Raw genomic sequence first — 19244 nt, 5'->3', positions numbered from 1 at the left:
TGAGGAACGGAATGCGTTTGCCTTTGGACCCGTTATCGTGAACGAAAAGGGCCTTATTTCCAGCGGTCTTTAACACTTTCCCAGAAGCCCATGGGCGGCATGTCAGCCCACTTCGTGCCCGCCCAGTCAGGAAGCGGGTGTATGCGCTCTAATTGCCCGCCGAAACGCTGTAAAACGACCAGAAGAGCGGTTTCTAAATACTGATAGCAGCGGGGAGCCGGACGTGGGTTCAGCGACAAACGGATGCTGTGCGGATAACTGGGAAACGGCGGGATGGGCAGCCCCGGTACCGCTTCCATCATGCGTTTCAGATTTGCCAATCGGTCAGTGGAGCAATCGAGTTCAATGGTCCAACTGGGCCTCACCGGATGAAATAACTCAATGTACCCTTCTTCCTGTGCCGCTACCCCCATCGAAAGGCCTGTTAGTGCTGGTAAAGCAGCAAGGATTTGAGCCGGCGTAGGCGCGTCGAAAAAGCATACTTCGTAGAAACGGATGCCAATAGCCATGGCCGAAATCTACGCAGTCGGCTAACTAATCCTCCTTTCCCTAAACACCCGCAGCAGCCTGCTACCAGATGGCCCGCGAGCTACTGCAGGACCGGGGGAGTTTACGAAACCCGTCTACGAACCAACGTTAACGAAACTCGCCGAGGCAATGCGTTTCGTAAACTCCCTGGCGGGGCGGCACATTGGTAGTAGGCGTAACCACGAACTGTTGCGAGCCCCAGCGGGGCGACATCCGTTAAACGGGGGGCGCCCCGCTGGGGCTTCGTGCAGCAGGAATCCCTGCCACCCTCCGCCAACTCAAACCACCCCGGCAGGAACCCCTGTTAGCTTCCGGAAAACCCAACTACCCCAGCAGGGACCCCTGCCGCCTGCCGGAAAATCAAACCACCCCGGCAGGGCCCCCTGCTGGCCTCCGGGAAACTAAACCCGCCCGGCAGGGAGCCCGGCGACGGCGCGAGGCAAAAGGCCTTAAGCGTATTGAGAAAAATGAATACCTTGAGGCTCCTATTCAACCTTTTCTCAACCCTTTCCCCCAACTTTTTATATGTCCCCATCTGCCACCGGACCCGACACCATTCCAACGCCTAAACAGGCGAAAACCAAGGACGTGATTCCCGCCGGCGAGCTGGAGCTGGCCACGCTGGCCCTGGCCGCTGCCGATGCCTGGGATGCCTCGCCGCTGCTGCCGCTGCTCTGGTGCAGCAAGGCGCAATTGCGCACGGCGGCCACCAGCTTCAAGGCCAGCGTGAAAACCGCCGACACGGCCGGCGACGACCTGAGCCCCGCCGCCCAGCGCCTGGCCGAGCTGGACGGGCAGGTGGAGCGCAGCCTGAAATTCGTGCGCAACTTCCTCCTGGAAACCTACGAAACGAAGAAAAAAGCCAAAGCCTACTACAGCACCTTTGGCCTGGACCCCGATGGGCAGCTGCGCCCCGCCCGCCCCGCCCGCGCCGAGGACCTGGCCAAGCTGGTGGCCGCCCTCAAAACGTCGGGCTACGACCAAGGCAAGTACGGCACTGCCTACTGGAAAAACATTCTCGACGAGTACAAGCCCCTGGTCGCGACGTCCAGCGCCGCCCGCAGCGACACCTCGACCACCGCCGGCACCAAAAACCAGCTCGAAGAGCCCCTGCGCAAAATGCTGCGGGCGCTCCGTCAGCACGTCAAAACCAACTTCCCTGATGCCTACGCCGCCGAGTGGCGCCGCTTCGGCTACCTCAAGGATGCCTACTAGCGCGGTTTCGTGGGGGTACCCGTAGCGCGAACTTTCCGGTTCGCGTCCCCGCGCCGCTTGGCTGGCTGTAGCGGCACGGAGACGCAAACTGGAAAGTTCGCGCTACGGTGCCCTGACCTGGAAACTGCGCTGCGGGCCACGAGGCCGGACTCCAAAAGCCCTATCGAATTGACTTGTCCTTACCCAAAACGCTTTGCCTGCCTGCTGGCGGCACTTGGCTGGTCCGGTCCGACCGCCCTAGGCGGTCCGACCGGTTGAAGAACCCCCGGTTTCGCTCCGCCAACAACCGGTCGGACCGCCTAGGGCGGTCGGACCGGAGCAACAACCGCCGTTTTGGGTAAGGACAAGTCGAATTGATAGGGCTTTTTTGTGCGGTGGGGGCGCGGTTGTCGGCGTGGGGCGGCAGCCAGGCTAACCCTCGCTTATCCTGGCCGTAGGTTAGGGTCCGCTATGCTTCCATGATGCTCGACTCTGCTGCTTCCGCTACTGTTTTCCCTGCCGAGCTGTTGGCGAACTTTCCGGCCGAAGACCTGCTGGCCGGGGTTTTTGCCACGTCGCTTAGCGCCCTGGTGCTATTTACGCCCGTTCCCGGGGCCAGGGGCCGCATTGCCGACTTCCGGTTCGAGCTGCTTAGCGAAGCGGCGCAGCGCATGCTTCGGCTGCCGGCCCGGCCCGGCTGCACCCACCTGGAAGTAGCCCCCGGCACCGAAAGCATTGGCATTCTCGAATTTTACTGCACCGTGTACGAGCGCAACGAGCCGGGCCAGCGCGAGTTTGGCTACCAACTCGACGGCTTCGATGGCTACTACCGCATGGCCGCCCGCCGCGTGGGCAATGGCTTGCTGGTCTGTTTCACCGATTCGAACCAGGAGCAGCGCAGCCCCATGGAAGTGGCCCTGCGCGAAAGCCAGGCCCGCGACCAGGCCGCCCGCGCCACTGCCGAGCGCGAGCGTGCCGCCCTGCGCAACCTGCTCGACCAGGCCCCCGTGGCCATTGGCGTGTTCGAGGGGCCCGAACTGCGCATCACGCTGGTGAACGAGCGCATGGCGGCCTTCTGGGGCCGGCCACCGGCCGAGGTGCTGAACTGCCCACTCCTGGATGCCTTGCCCGAGTTGCAGGGGCAGGGGTTCGATGAGCTGATGTTGGGGGTGATGGCTTCGGGCGTGGCGCACGTAGGCACCGAAGTGCCCGCCACGATGTGGCGCAATGGTGCCGTCCAAACCACGTACTACAACTTTGTGTACCAGCCGCTCTTCGACGGGCAGGGGCGGGTGAGCGGCGTGATTGACGTGGCCACCGAGGTAACCGAGCAGGTGCTGGCCCGCCAGCAGGTAGAAGGGAAGGAGCGCCAAACCAATGCCCTCAACGAAGAGCTGGCCGTTGCCAACGAGGAGCTGCTCGCGGCCAACGAGGATGCGCGGGCCAATAACGACCAGCTCGTGCATGCCCAGCTGGCCGTGCGCGAGCTGAACACCCAACTGGAGCTGCGCGTGTCGCAGCGCACCGTCGAGCTCAGCAATGCGCTGGCCGAAACCCAGCAGCAGCGCGAGCACCTGCGCCACCAGCAGCAGGCCCTGCAACAGATTCTGGAGCAGGTGCCCGCCGCCGTGGCCACCCTCGAAGGCCCCACCCATCGGCTTGCGTTTTTCAATGCCCGCTACCAGGCCCTGGCCGGCGGGCGGGCGCGCGTGGGAATGGCCGCCGCCGAGGTGCTGCCCGAGGCGATGTCGCAGGGCTTCATCAAGCTGCTCGGTGAGGTGTTTGCCTCCGGCGAGCCGTTGGTAAGGCTCGAAACCCCCACCGAGCTGTACAACCCCGCCACGGGCCAGACCGAGCGGCGCTACCTCGACTTCACCTACCAGCTGCTGCCTGCCGCGCCCGACCAGCGGCGCAGCCTGCTGGCCTTCGTGGTCGATGCCACCGACCAGGTGCTCAGCCGCCAGCAGGTGGCCGAGGCCAACGAGCACCTGCTCACCGCCAACGCCGCCCTCGACCTCAGCAACCGCCACCTCACCCGCACCAATGCCGACCTCGACAACTTCGTGTACGCGGCCAGCCACGACCTCAAGCAGCCCATCAACAACCTGCTGGGCCTGCTCGATGAGCTGCGCCGCACCGTGGCCTTTGCCGACCCCGCCGAGGGCGAGCTGCTGCTGCCCATGGTCGACGAAGCCCTGCGCCAGCTCGGCACCACCGTCGACGACCTGGCCGCCGTGGGCCAGGTACAGAAGGCGGATGCCACGTCCCTCGAAACCGTAGACCTGGCCGAACTGACCCAGGAGGTGCTGCAGGCCCTGCAGCCCCAGGTGCTGGCCGCCCGCGCCCGCATCACCACCGATTTTGCGGCCGCGCCCACCATCCGCTACTCGCGCGCCAACCTGCGCACCGTCCTGCTGAACCTGATTGGCAACTCGCTGAAATACGCCGACCCGGCCCGCACGGCCCGCATTCACCTGTCGCTCTGGAAAGAAGCCGGCGCCCCCTTGCTGCTCATCGAAGACAACGGCTTGGGGTTCGATGTGCAGCGCCACCAGCAAGAGCTGTTTCAGCTGTTCCGCCGCTTCCACAACCACACCGAAGGCACGGGCGTGGGGCTGTACTTGGTGAACCGCATTGTGCAAGGCAACGGCGGACGGGTGGAAGTGGAAAGCGAAATCGGCCAGGGCACCACGTTTCGGGTGTATTTGTGAGTACGGGCTCAACGCTCAGAAATGAACGTCATGCAGAGCGCAGCGAAGCATCTCGCGTGCAATAGTGAACCAATCGATTGGATTACTTGAGCACGCGAGATGCTTCGCTGCGCTCTGCATGACGTTCTTTACATTCCTTTGCCATCCCCCAATCGCCTTAATGCAAGCCTTTATTTTCGACCTCAACGGCACAATGGTGCACGACATGGAATACCACACCCGCGCCTGGCAGCGGCTGTTCAACGAAGAGCTGGGCGGTAGCTTCACTTGGGACGAGGTGAAGCCGCAGATGTACGGCAAAAACCGCGAGGTGCTGGTGCGCCTCTTTGGCCCCGACCGGTTCAGCGGCGAAGAAATGGACCGGCTGGGGATGGAAAAAGAACGGCGCTACCAGGAGGAGTTCCGGCCGCAGCTGGCGCTGCTGCCGGGCCTGCCCGAGTTTCTGGAACGGGCCCAGCAGCGGGGTATTCGCATGGCCGTCGGTTCAGCGGCCATCCCGTTCAACATCGACTTCGTGCTCGATAACCTGGATATCCGCCACTACTTCCAGGCCATCGTGAGCGCCGACGATGTGACCGTAAGCAAGCCCAACCCCGAAGTGTTCCTGCGTTGCGCCGAGCTATTGGGCGTGCCGCCCGCCGAGTGCCTCGTGTTCGAAGACGTGCCCAAAGGCGCCGAGGCCGCCTACAATGCTGGTATGGACGCCGTGGTCCTCACCACCACCCACGAAGTCGCGGAATTCGACTATTTATTCAACGTGCGGCATTTCACGCCCGATTTTACGGATGCGTTCATGCAAGGGCTGGTGGCGTAGGAAGAGAAAAGGCCGTCATGCAGAGCGCAGCGAAGCATCTCGCGTGTGGTAGTAATCCAATTGTTGAAAAGATTAGTGGTAACACGCGAGATGCTTCGCTGCGCTCTGCATGACGGCCTTTTTGCCCGCTAGACTCCCCGTTACGGCAGCACCGATACCCGCACGGCCGACGCATGCCCGGCGTCGTGGTACACTTTGATGGTGGCTTTCTGAAAATCCTTGGCATCGGCCGTGGCGATGGGCACGAAGGTTTGCGGGTTGCGGTCCACTAGTGGGAACCAGGTGCTTTGCACCTGCACCATCAGCCGGTGGCCGACGGCAAAGGTGTGGAGCACGTCGGGTAGCTCGTATTTGACCTCGGTGGGCTGGTTGGGCTTGAAGGCCTCGGGCTTGGAAAAGCTGTTGCGGAAGCGACCGCGCATCACCTCGGCGCGCACGAGGCGCTGCGTGCCGTCGGGCTGCTCGTCGATGACTTTCACGATGAAGTCGGCATCGGTGCCGGAGGTGCTCACCCACAAGTCAGCCGTGAGCGGGCCAGCCACGGTGAGGGCCTGGGCCAGCAGTTCGCCGCGGAAGGTGAGCACGTCGGGACGCTTGCTGGCGAAGCGCTGGTCCTCCATCACGTACTCGTTGTTGCGGCTCCCGCGAATGCCGTCGGTGTAAGGCACCGGGTTGGCCAGGTCGGAGGTGTATTGGGTGAACGGTGCCTGGGACTTGACTTTCGCAGGTGTAATATCAAGGCTAGGAACAGAATTTTTAAGCGTCTTTGCAAAGTCAGATTCTGCGGAACCTGTAACGGCCAGCTTTCCGGCATCCTGTAAATACAGCGTACGTGCTTCCGCAGGAACCGGGGGCCAGGCCGGGTAGGTTTTCCACTCGTTGGTGCCGGTGTTGAAAACGGTGGCTTCGGCCGGGTCGAAGGTGCCTTTGTCTTTCAGGTAGAAGTTGAAAAACGGCGTTTCCAGCGCCTGGCGGTAGTATTCGGACGTGTTCGAGCCGAAGTTCAGCGGGCCAAACTTGCTCCAGTCGGCCCGGGCCCAGGCGCCGTGGGTCCAGGGGCCCATCACGAGGCGGTTAGTAGCGCCAGGGTTCTGCTTTTCGATGGCCTGGTAGGTGTTCAGCGCGCCGTACAAATCTTCGGCATCAAACCAGCCGCCGACTACCAGCACGGCCGGCTTCACGCCCGTGAGGGCGGTGCGGATGTTGCGGCTTTGCCAGTAGGCGTCGTAGTTCTCGTGCTGCATGTACTCGTTCCAGATGCGCGCCCGGTTGTTGAAATACTTGGAGCTGTTGGCGTTTTTGAGGGGGCCAAGCTCCAGGAAAAACGTGTAGGCGTCCTTGGTCGAAAAGTTGAACAGCGGCTCGTATTTCGTTACCGGCTGGGGCCGGGGTACGTCGAAGTCATTGGTGAAATCGAAGTTGTCGAGCAAGAAAAAAGCGCCCTTGTGCCGGGCATCGTCGCCCATAAATTCATCCGTTACCGGGGCCTGGGGCGACACGGCTTTCAGGGCCGGGTGGGCGTTGGGCAGCGCCGCCGAAGCATAGAAGCCCGGGTAGCTGATGCCCATCATGCCCACGCGGCCGTTGTTGTTCGGCACGTTTTTCAGCAGCCACTCAATCGTATCGAACGTGTCAGTGCTTTCGTCGTGGGCGGTAGCGTTTTTGCCTGTAGCCTTCGCACCCGAAGGCAGGGCCGGCGTCATTTCCTCAAACTGGCCCTCGCTTAAGTACCGCCCGCGCACGTCCTGGTACACGAAAATGTACTTCTCAGCCGACAGCTCTTTACTGGGCCCCGGGCCGTTGCCGCGGTAGTGGTTTTCGCCGTACGGCCCGGCCGAGTAAGGCGTGCGCGTCATCACAATAGGGTAGGGGGCAGCTGCAGAAGCATCGCGCGGCACGTAGATAACGGTGTACAGCTGCACGCCGTCGCGCATCCGAATGCGGCGGTCGAGCTTGACGTAGTTCTGGCGCACGGCGGCCGTATCCTGGGCGCGCGGCTGGGCCTGAGCGGCAGCAGGCAGCGTCAGGGCCAGCGCAGCGGCGAGAACGAGGGAGCGGGTCATAAAAGGAGGTTGTGGAATGGTGGGTTGGTGGCAGAGGTAGATTGGTAGGTTGAGAGCGGCAAAGGAACGTCATGCCGAGCGCAGCCGAGGCATCTCGCGTGCCACCACTAATTCTTTTCTTACGATTGGTTAACTATAGCACGCGAGATGCTTCGACTTCGCTCAGCATGACGTTCCTTCTACTCACTACTCACTACTCACTACTCACTACTCACTACTCACTACTCACTACTCACTTCACCATCCGCACGGTGGTATCGAGGCGCTGCGTGAGCAGGTAGGTGCGGTATTGCTCCAGCAGGCGGGTCTGGGCGTCGCGCCGCTCGTTGCTCTGGAACAGGCGAACCTGGAATTTTTCGCCGGGGGCCGTGCGGCGCAGGCTCACGTAGGTGAGCTTGTCTTTGCCTTTGGCGTCAGCCTTGGTCATGGGCTCGCCGTTCTGGATGCGCTCGATGCGCTTGTCGTTGTTGCCGAACAGGGCCTTCATCGGTTGCAGGCCGATGTACAGGTTGGTGGCCCCGTTCAGGCCGTAGTGGCCGCTTACTTCGAGGTTGCTCAGGTTGCTGTTCAGGTGCAGGCCGGGAATGAGCACCTGGCCCTGAGCCAGCACAAACTCGCCCTGCACCGGCTCGAAGTAGAGGTGGCTGGTGCGCTCGCTCTTCAGGATTTTCAGGGCTTGTACCAGGGCTTCCACGTTCACCAGCTCGAGGTCGCGCACGTTGGTTTTTAGGTAACCCGCCGTGTTGCTCAGGCTGGGCAGCAAGCTGCGGCCCAGGTCGGTGCGCAGGTCAGCTACGCCCTGCAGCGAGCCCAGTACGTTTTCGGCCCCCAGCACGCCCAGTCCCATGTCGGCCATGGTACCAAACAGGGCCGGCAGCTGAATATCCTGCAGGCGCACCTGCAGCTGCGTGGGGTGGTGGGCGCGGTTGGCGGGGCTGCGCATGTAGCCGCTCAGGCTCAGGTGGCCCTGCAGGGCATCCACAGAGCAGTTATCGAGCCGGGCCTCGCCATTGCGCAGGTGCGACACCAGCCGAAATCGGCTGCCCTGCACGGCCCCATAGTTCACCTGGTCGGCCTGCACGCGCAGCACGGCCGTGAGCACCCCGCTGGCCAGCAGCGAAGGGTTGTTGGGAAGTTGCGCGCGCTCGGCCTTGCGTTCGGCCTTGCGTTCGGCGCGGGCGCGGGTGCGGGCGGTGGGCACCGAGTCGGGCGCAGCCGTGGTCAGGCTGGCGATGAGGCCCAGCAGGCGCTGCACGTCGAGGGTGGTGTAGCGCAGGGTCAGGTCGGTATCGGCCTGGCGCAGCTGCAGCCCGGCGAAGCGGGCTGTGCCCGAAGCCTCGCCGTGGCCGCCCTCGGGCGTCAGAAAGCGCAGGTAGGGCATGTACACCAGCCCGCCGTACTTTTCGAGCTGCACGCTCACCTCGCGCAGGTTTTCACCTTCGGGCAGGTTCACTTGGTCGATGTTGAGCTTGAGGAAGCCGTTGGCTTCGAGCAGCAGGTCGCGCAGGGCCGGGGCTTTGGCGGTAGCCGGGCGGCGCTGGCCGGAAGCCGGGCGAGCAGCTTGAGCAGTTGGTACCAGTGGGCGGTTCAGGCGGGCCATCAGCTGCTCGTAGTCGAGGCGTGGGAAGTGCACGGCCAGGTGATATTGCACGGGAGCCACGCGCTTGGCCGAATCGGTGGGCCACTGCATCTCGCCGCGCACCTGCCCGCCCCACATGCGGCCGGCCAGGTTTTGGAGCTGCACCTGGTGGCCGTCGTGGCGCACGGTAACGGCCAGGTCCGAGAGGGTGTCGCTGGCCAAGAGCAGGCGCTGGCACTGCAGCCGCACGTCGAGCAACAGGCCCGCCGGAATCAACTCACGGGCCAGGGTAGCAGCCAGCCGCGCCTTGTTGCGGGGGGCACGGGCCAGGCGGCTGCGCTCGCGGGCTTCGCGGCGCCTGGCAGCCTTGGCTCCTGCAAAGGGAAGGGCCGTGGCTGCCAGGCCCGGGCGGGGCTTCAGCAATTCGCGCAGCTCGTGCAGGCGCAGCTCATCCAGCGCAAACTGCCCGCTCACCCGCGCCGTGGGGTACTGGCCGTTGAGGTAGCCCAACAGGTTGCGGGTAGTGGCCGACGCCCGAAAGCGCATCCGGTTCAGAACCCCCGAGGCGTTGCTCAGCTGCCACACGCTGTCGCGCAGACCAATGCGCACGTTCACTTCGCTCAGGTCGGCCCCGCGGGCGGGCAACAGCAGCGAGGCCTGGTGCAGCGTGAGCAACCCGCGCAACGACAGCGGCGGGGGCGGCGGGCCCTGCAGCGGCCGGCCACGGCGCGGGGGCAGCTGGCCGCGCACCTGCACGTCCACATCGGCTCTGCCGCTGCGGGCCTGCCACTGCGGCGAGGGCAGCAGCGCAGCCAGCTCGCGCAAAGTCGCCTGGCCCCGAAAGCGGCCGTCAACCACCGGCCGGCGGAAGTTGCGCAGGGACAAGGCCACGTCGAGCTGCCCGGCGGCCGAGTAAATGCGGCAGCGCTTCAGCGTGAGCGTGGTCGTGCTCGGGTTGTGGCCGGGGCCGTTGTCGTAGGTGCCCACCAAATCCCAGCGGTTGATGCGCCGCGCCGGCTCGGGCCACTGCAGGCTGGCCCCGCGCAGCCCAAAGGTGAGCACGTTGTGGGGCACCACTTTCGGCCCGCTCAGGCCCGAAATGCGGTAGTGCACGTGGGCCTTGCTGGGGCTGGTTGCGCCGGCCAGGTAGGTTTCGAAGCGGGGCGGCAGGGCCGCCATCAGCACCTTTACCAGCGGCTGGTTGCCTACGAAGTGCAGGTTCATCAGGGTGCCCTCGGGGTGTTGCGGGTCGAGCGTGTGGGTGCCGCTTATGCGCACGCTGTCGCCGTTGAGGGTGGCGCGGGTGCGGTATAGCAGGCCCTGGCGGTCGGCAAACGAGTAGCGGTAGTGCACCCGGCCCCCCACAGGCTCGTGCTCGAACAGCGTGCCGGCGCGGGTGCGCAGGTAGCTGAGCTCGCCCTGCAGCTGACCGGCCACGCGCAGTACCCCTCCGTGCAGCCGGGCCTGCAGCCGGGCCTGGCGAACATTCACCCCGAAGGCACTGCGCAGGAAGTCGTTTTTAGTGCTGAAACGGAAGTTGTTTACTTCCAGCTCCTCGAGTTTCAGGTTGAGCGTGGGCGTTTTGCCGGCGCCCTTGGCACGCTTGCCACGCAGCCCCCAGGCACGCCCCAACGAGTCGACCTGCTCGCGGAAGTCCACGTCGGTTATCACGGCGCGGCTCACTCGCAGCTGCCCGCGCCAGAGGCTGAAGAGCTCCACGCGCAGGTCGGCCCGGCCCACCTGCAGCACCGGCACGCGCTGCCGGAAAGAAGTGTCGGTAAGGGAGATATGCTGAATGGAAGCCGTGAGGAACGGAAAATCCCGCCAGGGCGACATCTCCACCTGGAAAGGGGCTAGCACCAGCTCCGAATTCTTGGTCAGGGCCGTGCGTACCTGGCGGGTTACCAGCCGGCGTGCATAGCCCTCGCCCCATAGCCACACCCCCACGCCCGCCCCCAGCACCAGCAGCAACAGCAGCAGGGCTGTCCAGGCCAGAATTCGTCGCAGGGAAAATCGTTTCATGTGCAGTGCCAGGATTGCCGATTGCCGGGGAGCCCCGGCCAAACCGGGGCAGTGCCCAAGGTAGCCCCGATACGCGAGAAAACGGCCTGCCGGCACACCGGCGTTGCGTCAGCTCCTGCCAAGGCCGGTATAGCCTCGGCGAAAGCCGCCGGCCTGCCAAACAGCCCGTTGCACCCTACGCGGCTTCCTCGCCGGGCGCATCGGCGTGAGTCGGCGCGGTGTAGGTGTCGGCGTATTTAAAATCCTCCAGCCAGTAGGCCGAGCTCACCACGTCGAAGGTGATGGAGTCGGCCGTTTTCTCCACCGCGCGCAGCTCCCACAGAATAGAGGTGGCTTCGGCGAATGCATCGCCCGCTAAATGGTCCGAATACAGCCGGTTCAGCAGCGCATTGTCGGGGAGGCCCACGGCCAGCAGGCGCAGCAGCGGCGCGGCGGCCAGGGCGCTATCGTTCGCGTCAGCCCCAAAAACTTCCAAATCGGCGGGGCTGGCCGCCGTGCATTTCACCTGAAATTCCACCGCCTTCACGCTCGGAAACGTGCCGTTGAAGGCCTCGTGCAGCAGCTGGGTAGCCTGGTAGAAGCCGCGGTGCAGCGGCAGCTCGGGGTTTTCTTCCCACAGGCGCTCGGTCAGTATTTGATGGGCCAGGTTCTCAATCTGGCCAGCCGTCAGCTCCTCCGGGAACAGGTAAGTGAGGACGGCCACGGCCGCTTCGCGCGGTTCCAGGTCGGTGAGGGCCATCTGGCACATCTCCTTCAGCTCGGCTTCGGGCAGGGCTTCGGCGTTGTCGAAGTTGAGCTGGACGAGCAGGGCGCGGTAGTCGGCCGGCTGCCAGGAGTGCGGCAGCTCGGTGAGGGTAGCAAAGCTGAGGCGTTCGACGGTGAAGGTGGGAGTGGGGGCAGTCATAAAATTCAGTTACAAGAAAAAGAGCATGGGCCGGCGGCCCCCGTTGGGCTCAACAGTACGCGCCCGGGCCCCAAACAACCGGAAACCCGTGCCCCAACTTACCCGCGCGGCAGCGTAAACAGGAAGCAGCTCCCGCATTCGGGCCGGCTTTCCACCCACAGCTTGCCGCCCTGCGCGTCGATGAATTCGCGTGCAATGCTGAGCCCCAGGCCCGAGCTGCCGCTTTTGCCTACCTGCCCCGGCACCCCCGCAAACCGCTGGAAAATGCGCTTATGAAATTCCGGCGCAATGCCCGGGCCACAGTCTTCCACGCTCACGCGCACCATTTCGCCCCAGGCCACGGCCCGCACCACCAGCGGGCTGCCCGTGGGCGAATACCGAATTGCGTTCGAAAGCAGGTTGATGAGCACCCAGGTGGTTTTTTCCACGTCGGCCAGCACCAGGGGCAGGTTGTCGGGCAGCTGTAAATCGAGCTGCAGCTGCTTGTCGCGCAGCTGGGGCAGCACCGTGCGGGTAGCGAAGCCCACCACCTCGGGCAGGTGCAGGGGCTTCACATCGAGCTTGATGCCGACGCCGGCGTCGAGGCGCGACACGTCGATGAGCTGGCCCACCATGTTCAGCAGGCGCTGGGTTTCCTCGCCGATGCCGGCGGCCAGCGTCTGACGTTCGGTGTCGGAGGTGCGCTCGTGCTGCAACAGCATCAGGCTGAGCTTGATGCTGGCCAGCGGCGTTTTCAGCTCGTGCGAAATCGTGGCCAGGAAAGCCGACTTCATCTCGTCCAGCTTCTTGAATTCCGACACGTTGCGCAGGCAGAAAATATGGCCCGCCGGCGCATCGCGCCCTGCAGCATCGCGGCCCGCAATCGGGCTGATGCTGAGCTGGTAGTGCGGGTTCTCACCCTTGTGCGGAAACGTAAACACCGGGTCGGGCACGGCATCGCCGGCCAGGTTGTGCGCCTCGAGCGGGGCCAGCAGGTCGCGCAGCAGCTCGTTGGAAGCCGCCACGGCATCGGCCGACCGGCCCAGTAACTGGGCCAGGGACATGCCCAGCAGGTCGCAGGCCACGGGGTTGGCCAGCACAACGGTGCGCTGCTCGTCGAGCAGCAGCAGGCCCTCGTCCAGGCTTCTTACCAGGCTGTGCATGCGGTTGCGTTCGGTGAAGAGCTCGGCCAGCGTCACCCGGCGCTCGGCCTGGGCCTGGCTCAGCACGCGGTTCACGGCGGTGGCAATGCTGCCCACTTCGTCGCGCCGGCCCACGGCCACGCGGGTGGCGGGGCCGGGGCCGGCCACCCGCTCCACGTCGCCGTACAGACGCCGCAGCGGGCGCACCACCATGCGCGGCAGGCGCACCATCAGGGCCACGCCCAGCGCGGTGCCGGCCACCACAAAACCCAGCACCGTGCGGCGGGCCGTGTCGAAATCAGCCTGCTCGATGCCGTGGGCCCCGGCTTCGAGGAAGCGGATGGTGAAAAAGGCGTAGCCGCCCAGGCCCAGCAGCAGCAGCAACAGCAGCAGCACGCTCAGGCGAATATTGAGTTTGAGAGACATGGCGAAGGAAAACCCGGTGGCCTGGGCCGGTTGCAGGCCCGAAGTAAGCGCCCGATGCCGCATTGCGCGGCGAATAGGCGGCCGCACCTGCCGGGTTGAATCGCGCCGGCGCAGGGGGCATTACACGCGGTTGCTGGCCCAGGGCTGGGCTCAGTTGTAACCTAACCTGTTCATTTTTGAAAGAAAATACTCTGTAATACAGGATATTATTAATTTTACTGGGGAATACCGATGAAAATAGCAGTGTTACAGCTTTTGCTTTGGGCCCTTCTATTTACTTTGCGCAGCCCCCAAAGCCTGCCGTTGCCTCCCTTTAGCAAGCAGATGATGCTTAAATAGCGTTTTCGTTTTCGGTTCACCTCGCGCTTTGGTCATGCCAGCTGTTTCTCCCTTGTCCGATGCCGAATGGGCCCAGCTGCTGGCAGCTGAGCAGGCCCGGCGCGAGCAGGCCGAAGCCGAGCTGGCCCAGTTGAAGGCCCGGCTGGCTCCGCTGGAGCAGCCCCGAGAGCAGCCGCCGGTCCCTCCGCTACATGCCCTGCACACCCAGCTGGGCGCCGTGGTGCACAACCTGCGCCTGGGCGTGGTACTGGTAGATGACAGTGGTCAGATTCAGTACGTAAGTCCGCATTTCTGGCGATTGTTTGGCCTGGAGCCGGCAGATGGGCCGCCTTACACCGAAGCACAGCTGTCCATCTCGGCCTCCTTCGCCGACCCTGCCGCCTTTCGTACGCGCGCCTGGGCGCTGCACGCCGCCGGCAAAACCGTGCTGAACGAACCCTTTGCGTTGCGCGATGGCCGCCGGGTGGTGCTGGACTACCTGGTGCTCGACGAGGCGGGCGCCGGCCGCCTCATCTGCTACCGCGACGTAACCCGGGCCCACCGGCGCGAGCAACGCCAACGCCTGCTGGCGGCGGTGCCCGAGCAGAACCCCAATCCCATACTGCGCCTGGCAATCAGTGGCGAGCTGCTGTACGCCAACCCCGCCGCTGCCCAATTGGTGGAGGCCCTGCGCACAGCCCAAGCCGAGGTGCTACCACCCTTGCTGGCGCTGGCCGAGGCGGTGCAGCAGGGCCCCGCGCCGGGCCCGCAGGAGCTGACCGTAGCCGGCCAGTACTACCTCGTCACGGCGGCTCCCGTGCCCGGCGAGCCCAGGGCCACGCTGTATTTCAGCAACATCACCGACCGGCGGCTGGCCGAAGAGTGGCTGGGGCGCCAGCGGGCCTTCTATGAGAATATACTGGAGCAGGTGCCCATTGCCGTGGCCGTGTTCGACGACGAGCACCGCTACCTGTTCCTCAACTCCATTATCGAGCCCGACCCGGTACTGCGGGCCTGGATGCTGGGCAAAACCAGCGCCGAAACCTGCGCCCGCCGCCAGCGTCCCGCCGCCATTGCGCAACAGCGCGCGGCCGCCTTTGCCGAGGTAATGCGCACCGGCCACGAAGTGCAGTGGGAAGAAACCTTTCCGGCGGCCGACGGCACCGACCGCTACTTCACCGTATGGTACCGGCCGGTGCAGGGCCTGGCCGGTACGCCTTTGGTCATCAGCCTGGCCATCGACCTGACCGAGCGCGAGAAGGCCGAGCAGCGCGTGGCGCAGCAGCAGGAATTCTACGAGTCAATCCTTAACCTGGTGCCATTCGACGTGGCCGTGTTCGATGCCGGGCACCGCTACCGATTCGTGAATCCGGCCGCGGTATCCGACCCAGATGCGCGCCAGCAGATTATCGGCCTGACGAATGCTGAATACTTTACCCTGCGCCAGTCCAAGCACCCCGAGCTGGCCCAGCAGCGCGAGCAGTATTTCGACCTGGCCGTGCGTACCCGCACCGACGTAACTTGGGAAGAAACGCGCACCGACTACCGGGGGCGTGCGCAGCTGATGGTGCGCCACCTGCGGCCCGTGTTTGGGGCCGACGGCGAATTGCGGCTGGTGGTGGGCTCGGGCATCGACATTACGGCCCGCTACGTGGCTGAAAACCTGCAGCACCAAGTGCAGGAAATGCTGCGCGAGCAGGAGGCCTTCATTCGGCAGATTGTGGATGCCTTGCCCAATGTGCTGTACCTGGTAGAGCCGGAAGGCAACATCTCCTTCTCGAACCGCGAGTTTAATGAGCGCATCGCCGACTCGGCCCATTTGTCGGGGCCCGCAGCCAAACCGGCGGTTGTGCTGCAGGAACTGGCCAACTTACATGTCTTCAGCGAGGACGTGCTGCGCACCGGTCAGCCGGAAATCCGCGAGATTCCCCTAACGCTTTACACAGGAGAAATTGCTTATTATCAAACGTATAAGCAGGCGCTGCGGCGCGCCAACGGCAAGGTTGGGGTGCTCACCATCAGCACCGATGTAACCGAGGTGAAGCGCGCCCGCCAAGCGTTGGAGCGCCGCGAAAAGCAGTACCACGACTTGGTGTACTACTCGCAGGCCCTCATTTGCACCCACGACCTTCAGGGCATTGTGCTGACGGTGAACCCCGCCGTGGAGCAAATGCTGGGTTGGCCGGCGGCAGAGCTGGTCGGGCACTCGCTGGGCAACGTGCTGCCGCCCCACCACATTCCGGCTTTTGAGGCCCAGCTGGCTGCGCTGGCCGCCCAGCATTCGCAGGACCAGCTGCTCACCGTGTGCACCCGCACGGGCGAGCGGCGCTACCTGCGCTGCTACTCGTACCCGGTGATGGAGGAAGGCTACCCGCCCTACGTGGTGGCGTCGGGCTACGACGTGACGGAGGGCGTGCTGGCCCAGCGCGCCCTGGAGCAGGCCAAGCGCGAGGCCGAAGAAAACGCCCAGGCCAAGGAAACCTTCCTGGCGCGCATGAGCCACGAAATTCGCACGCCGCTGAACGGGGTGCTGGGCATGGCCTCGCTGCTGCACAAAACCCCGCTCTCGGACCAGCAAACCGAATACCTGCACGCCATGCAGCAAGCTGGCCAGCACCTGCTCAGCCTGCTGAACGACGTGCTGGACATGGCCAAAATCACGGCCCATCACCTGCCGCTCAACAACGTGCCTTTCGACCTGGCCGAGCTGCTGCGCGGCGTGGGCCAGACGGTGGCGGCCCTGGCGTCGGCCAAGGGCCTGGTGCTGGAAGTACGGCCCTTGCCCAGCGAGCCGCTGCGAGTGATGGGCGATGCCTACCGCCTGCACCAGATTCTGCTCAACCTGCTGGCCAACGCCATCAAGTTCACCGAGCAGGGCCGCATCGAGCTTGGGGCCGAAGTGTTGACCGAAACGCCCGAAGCCCTCACCCTACGCTTCTGGGTGGCCGATACCGGCATCGGCATTGCCCTTGCCGAGCAGAACCACATCTTCGAAGCATTTACCCAAGCCAGCGCCGATACCAGTCATCGCTTTGGTGGCACGGGCCTGGGCCTGGCCATTAGCCAGCAATTGGTAGAGCAGATGGGCGGCACCCTGGCCCTGCGCAGCGCCCCGGAGCAGGGCAGTACCTTCTCGTTCGAGCTGCAACTGCCGCGGGCCGCCGAGTCCGCCGTTAGCAGCACGCCGCAGGAGCCACCCACTTTTGAAGCCCTGCGTGGCCTGCGCGTGCTGCTGGCCGAAGACAACTACCTGAACCAGTGGATTGCCCGCGTGGTGCTCGAACACTGGGGCGTGGAAGTAGTCCCTGTGGGCGACGGGCCCGATGCGCTAGCTCAGCTCAGCGAGCAGGACTTCGATGCGGCCATTCTCGACATTCGCATGCCCGGCCTGAACGGGATGGAAGTGACCGCCGCCGTACGTGCCCTAACCAACGCGCGCCGCGCCAATCTTCCCATCATCGCCCTCACCGCCAACGCCTTCGAAACCGACCGCCTGGCCTACATCGCCGCCGGCATGAATGCCTGCCTGGTGAAACCCTACGAAGAAGCCGACCTCTGCCAGCTCCTGCTGCACCTGACGAACGACAGGTAGGGTGCGGGGCTTGCCCTCGCCCGTCATTGCACGGTAATCGTTGAGATACGAGCCAGCCGGCGCGAACGCCGGGCGGGGGCAAGCCCCGCACCCTACCCCAAGCCGTATTCCTCCAGCTTTCTATAAAGCGTGGTCAGCCCAATGCCCAGCCGCTTGGCTACTTCCGGCTTGTTGCCTTCCAGCTCGCCCATGAGTTTGCCAATGTGTCGGGCTTCCAGTGCCCGCAGGCTCTCATCGGCCGCATCAGCGCCGGGCTTCACGGGCCGGCCCAGGGCGTGGAATTCATCGGGCAGATAATCAGCTGCCAGCATTTCGCCATTCGGGGCGAGAATGGCCGCGCGTTCCAGCACGTTTTTCAGCTCGCGGACATTGCCGGGCCAGGGGTAGCGTTGCAGCAGGGCCAGGGCCTCGGGCGCGAGGCCGGGGAGGCGCTTGCTGAGGCGGGCGGCGAAGTACTGCAGGAAATAATTTGCCAGCGGCGGCACATCGGCGGGCCGGTCTTTGAGGGCCGGCACGAGGATGGTGAAGACCGAGAGGCGGTAGTATAAATCGGGGCGGAAGCGGCCTTCGGCGGCTTCGAGTTTGAGGTTGCGGTTGGTGGCGGCTACCAGGCGCAGGTTGACCTTGGTGGGCTTGGTGTCGCCGAGCTTGGTGAAGGTCTGGCTTTCGAGCACGCGCAGGAATTTGGCCTGCACGTTGAGCTCTAGCTCGCCGATTTCGTCCAGAAACAGGGTGCCGCCGTTGGCTTCTTCCAGCAGGCCCTTCTTGTCGGCTAGCGCGCCGGTGAAGGCGCCTTTTTTGTAGCCAAACAGCTCCGATTCGAGCAAATCCTTCGGGAAGGCGCTGCAATTGACGGCCACGAAGGCCTTGCCCTGCCGCCCGCTGGCCTGGTGGATGGCCTGGGCAAAGAGCTCCTTGCCGCTGCCGGTGGGGCCTTCGAGCAGCACGGTGCTGTCGGTGGGCGCAACCTGGCGGGCCAGCTGCTGCACGCGCCGCAACTCGGGCGAGTCGCCAATCATCGACTCGAAGCGGTACTGCTGGCCCACGCGGCGCTCCAACTCCGTGACGCGCTGGCGGAGGCGGGCTTTTTCGGCGGCGCGGTCGACCACCACCACCAGCTGCTGCTCAAAATCGCCCTTGGTGAGGTAGTCGAACGCGCCGAGCTTCATGGCCTTCACGCCGTCGGGGATGGTGCCGAAGGCGGTGAGCAGCACCACTTCGGCATCGGGTGCTGCCGCTTTGAAGCGGGGCAGCAGGTCGACGCCGTTGGCATCGGGCAGCTTCACGTCGGAGAGCACGAGCAGGATGTCGGCGGCGTGTTGCTGGAGCAGTTCCAGGCCGCGGTGGGCGTCGGGGGCTTGCAGCACGGTGTAGCCTTCGAGCTCCAGCACCTGGGCCAGCAGCTGGCGCAAGCGCGCTTCGTCGTCGATGATGAGCAGGGTACCGGTGGGCATTTGGGAAAGGTTGAGTTTTGAGTGCTGAGGGTTGAATGGCCACTGTGGGCGCTTCAGCACCTAAAAGTATCGGCTTACCAGCGAAGGGTTGTCATTATATTTCAATCCTTATGCCCGATAAACAGAGCCGAGAGCTGTATTTGCTGGAAAGATTTCTGCCCGTATTGGCAGAGAATCAGCCTTACACCGTGTCACAACCAGCGCCTCCATTGCCTGATGCAGTAGTGGAAGTAAACGGAAGAAAAATAGGTATTGAAATAACTGCTCTAATTATGGATGGAACAGTTAGCAGGCGTGAAGGCGACCAAGATAAAATATTGCATGAAGCACAAACGCAATTTGAAAAGCAGTATCAAATGCCGCTTCATGTTTCAGTGTCTTTTGCTGAATCGGCTAACTGGCAAAAGATAAATCGACAGCAAGTTGCTTCGTTTGTAGCAGATATTGTTATTAGCTGATGTTACGCAGTATTTTTCCGATTTAAATACGCTTTTCGATGGCCTGCACGCTGGATTTAT

At 63.9% G+C, this 19244-nt stretch carries 11 protein-coding genes; 5 read left to right on the top strand and 6 right to left on the bottom strand.

The features are described from left to right. Positions 1-53: 53 nt before the first annotated feature. Positions 54-509 carry a hypothetical protein gene (locus ABD837_RS17045; RefSeq protein WP_345056873.1) on the bottom strand — a complete coding sequence of 152 codons (456 nt, stop codon included), beginning with the start codon at positions 507-509 and terminating at the stop codon, positions 54-56. Between the two features lie 544 nt (positions 510-1053). Between ABD837_RS17045 and ABD837_RS17040 the strand changes: the two genes are divergently transcribed. From ABD837_RS17040 to ABD837_RS17030, 3 genes are all read left to right on the top strand, one after another. Beyond that, positions 1054-1743, top strand: coding sequence for a hypothetical protein (locus ABD837_RS17040; protein ID WP_345056871.1), 690 nt, complete (start codon positions 1054-1056; stop codon positions 1741-1743). Between the two features lie 458 nt (positions 1744-2201). Continuing rightward, the gene (locus ABD837_RS17035) at positions 2202-4433 is read left to right on the top strand and encodes a PAS domain-containing protein (protein WP_345056868.1); all 2232 of its coding nucleotides are present in this window, start codon (positions 2202-2204) and stop codon (positions 4431-4433) included. A 160-nt stretch (positions 4434-4593) separates the two neighbouring features. Then, on the top strand, positions 4594-5247 hold the full coding sequence (locus ABD837_RS17030) for an HAD family hydrolase (protein WP_345056866.1): 654 nt from the start codon (positions 4594-4596) through the stop codon (positions 5245-5247). Positions 5248-5387: 140 nt separating this feature from the next. Here ABD837_RS17030 and ABD837_RS17025 read toward each other — a convergent pair whose 3' ends face one another. From ABD837_RS17025 to ABD837_RS17010, 4 genes are all read right to left on the bottom strand, one after another. After that, positions 5388-7310, bottom strand: coding sequence for a CocE/NonD family hydrolase (locus tag ABD837_RS17025; RefSeq protein WP_345056864.1), 1923 nt, complete (start codon positions 7308-7310; stop codon positions 5388-5390). A gap of 232 nt (positions 7311-7542) precedes the next feature. Then, positions 7543-10911 carry an AsmA family protein gene (locus ABD837_RS17020; protein WP_345056862.1) on the bottom strand — a complete coding sequence of 1123 codons (3369 nt, stop codon included), beginning with the start codon at positions 10909-10911 and terminating at the stop codon, positions 7543-7545. A gap of 175 nt (positions 10912-11086) precedes the next feature. Continuing rightward, positions 11087-11815, bottom strand: coding sequence for a hypothetical protein (locus ABD837_RS17015; protein WP_345056860.1), 729 nt, complete (start codon positions 11813-11815; stop codon positions 11087-11089). A gap of 98 nt (positions 11816-11913) precedes the next feature. Then, positions 11914-13362, bottom strand: coding sequence for a sensor histidine kinase (locus ABD837_RS17010; RefSeq protein ID WP_345056858.1), 1449 nt, complete (start codon positions 13360-13362; stop codon positions 11914-11916). A 373-nt stretch (positions 13363-13735) separates the two neighbouring features. Here ABD837_RS17010 and ABD837_RS17005 point away from each other — a divergent pair, with 373 nt between their 5' ends. Beyond that, positions 13736-17272 carry a PAS domain S-box protein gene (locus ABD837_RS17005; protein ID WP_345056856.1) on the top strand — a complete coding sequence of 1179 codons (3537 nt, stop codon included), beginning with the start codon at positions 13736-13738 and terminating at the stop codon, positions 17270-17272. 92 nt (positions 17273-17364) lie between these two features. On the opposite strand, the gene ABD837_RS17000 is transcribed toward ABD837_RS17005, so the two are convergent. After that, positions 17365-18726: a sigma-54-dependent transcriptional regulator gene (locus ABD837_RS17000; protein WP_345056854.1), complete on the bottom strand. Its 1362-nt coding sequence runs from the start codon at positions 18724-18726 to the stop codon at positions 17365-17367. A 110-nt stretch (positions 18727-18836) separates the two neighbouring features. On the opposite strand from ABD837_RS17000, the gene ABD837_RS16995 reads away from it, so the two are divergent. Continuing rightward, positions 18837-19184 carry a hypothetical protein gene (locus ABD837_RS16995; RefSeq protein WP_345056852.1) on the top strand — a complete coding sequence of 116 codons (348 nt, stop codon included), beginning with the start codon at positions 18837-18839 and terminating at the stop codon, positions 19182-19184. Positions 19185-19244 lie beyond the last annotated feature (60 nt).

Origin of the sequence: Hymenobacter glaciei (assembly GCF_039539585.1) — a bacterium.
Lineage (GTDB): Bacteria > Bacteroidota > Bacteroidia > Cytophagales > Hymenobacteraceae > Hymenobacter > Hymenobacter glaciei.
The sequence above is the reverse complement of the archived record's forward strand: the minus strand, read 5'-3'. Positions and strand labels throughout refer to the sequence as shown.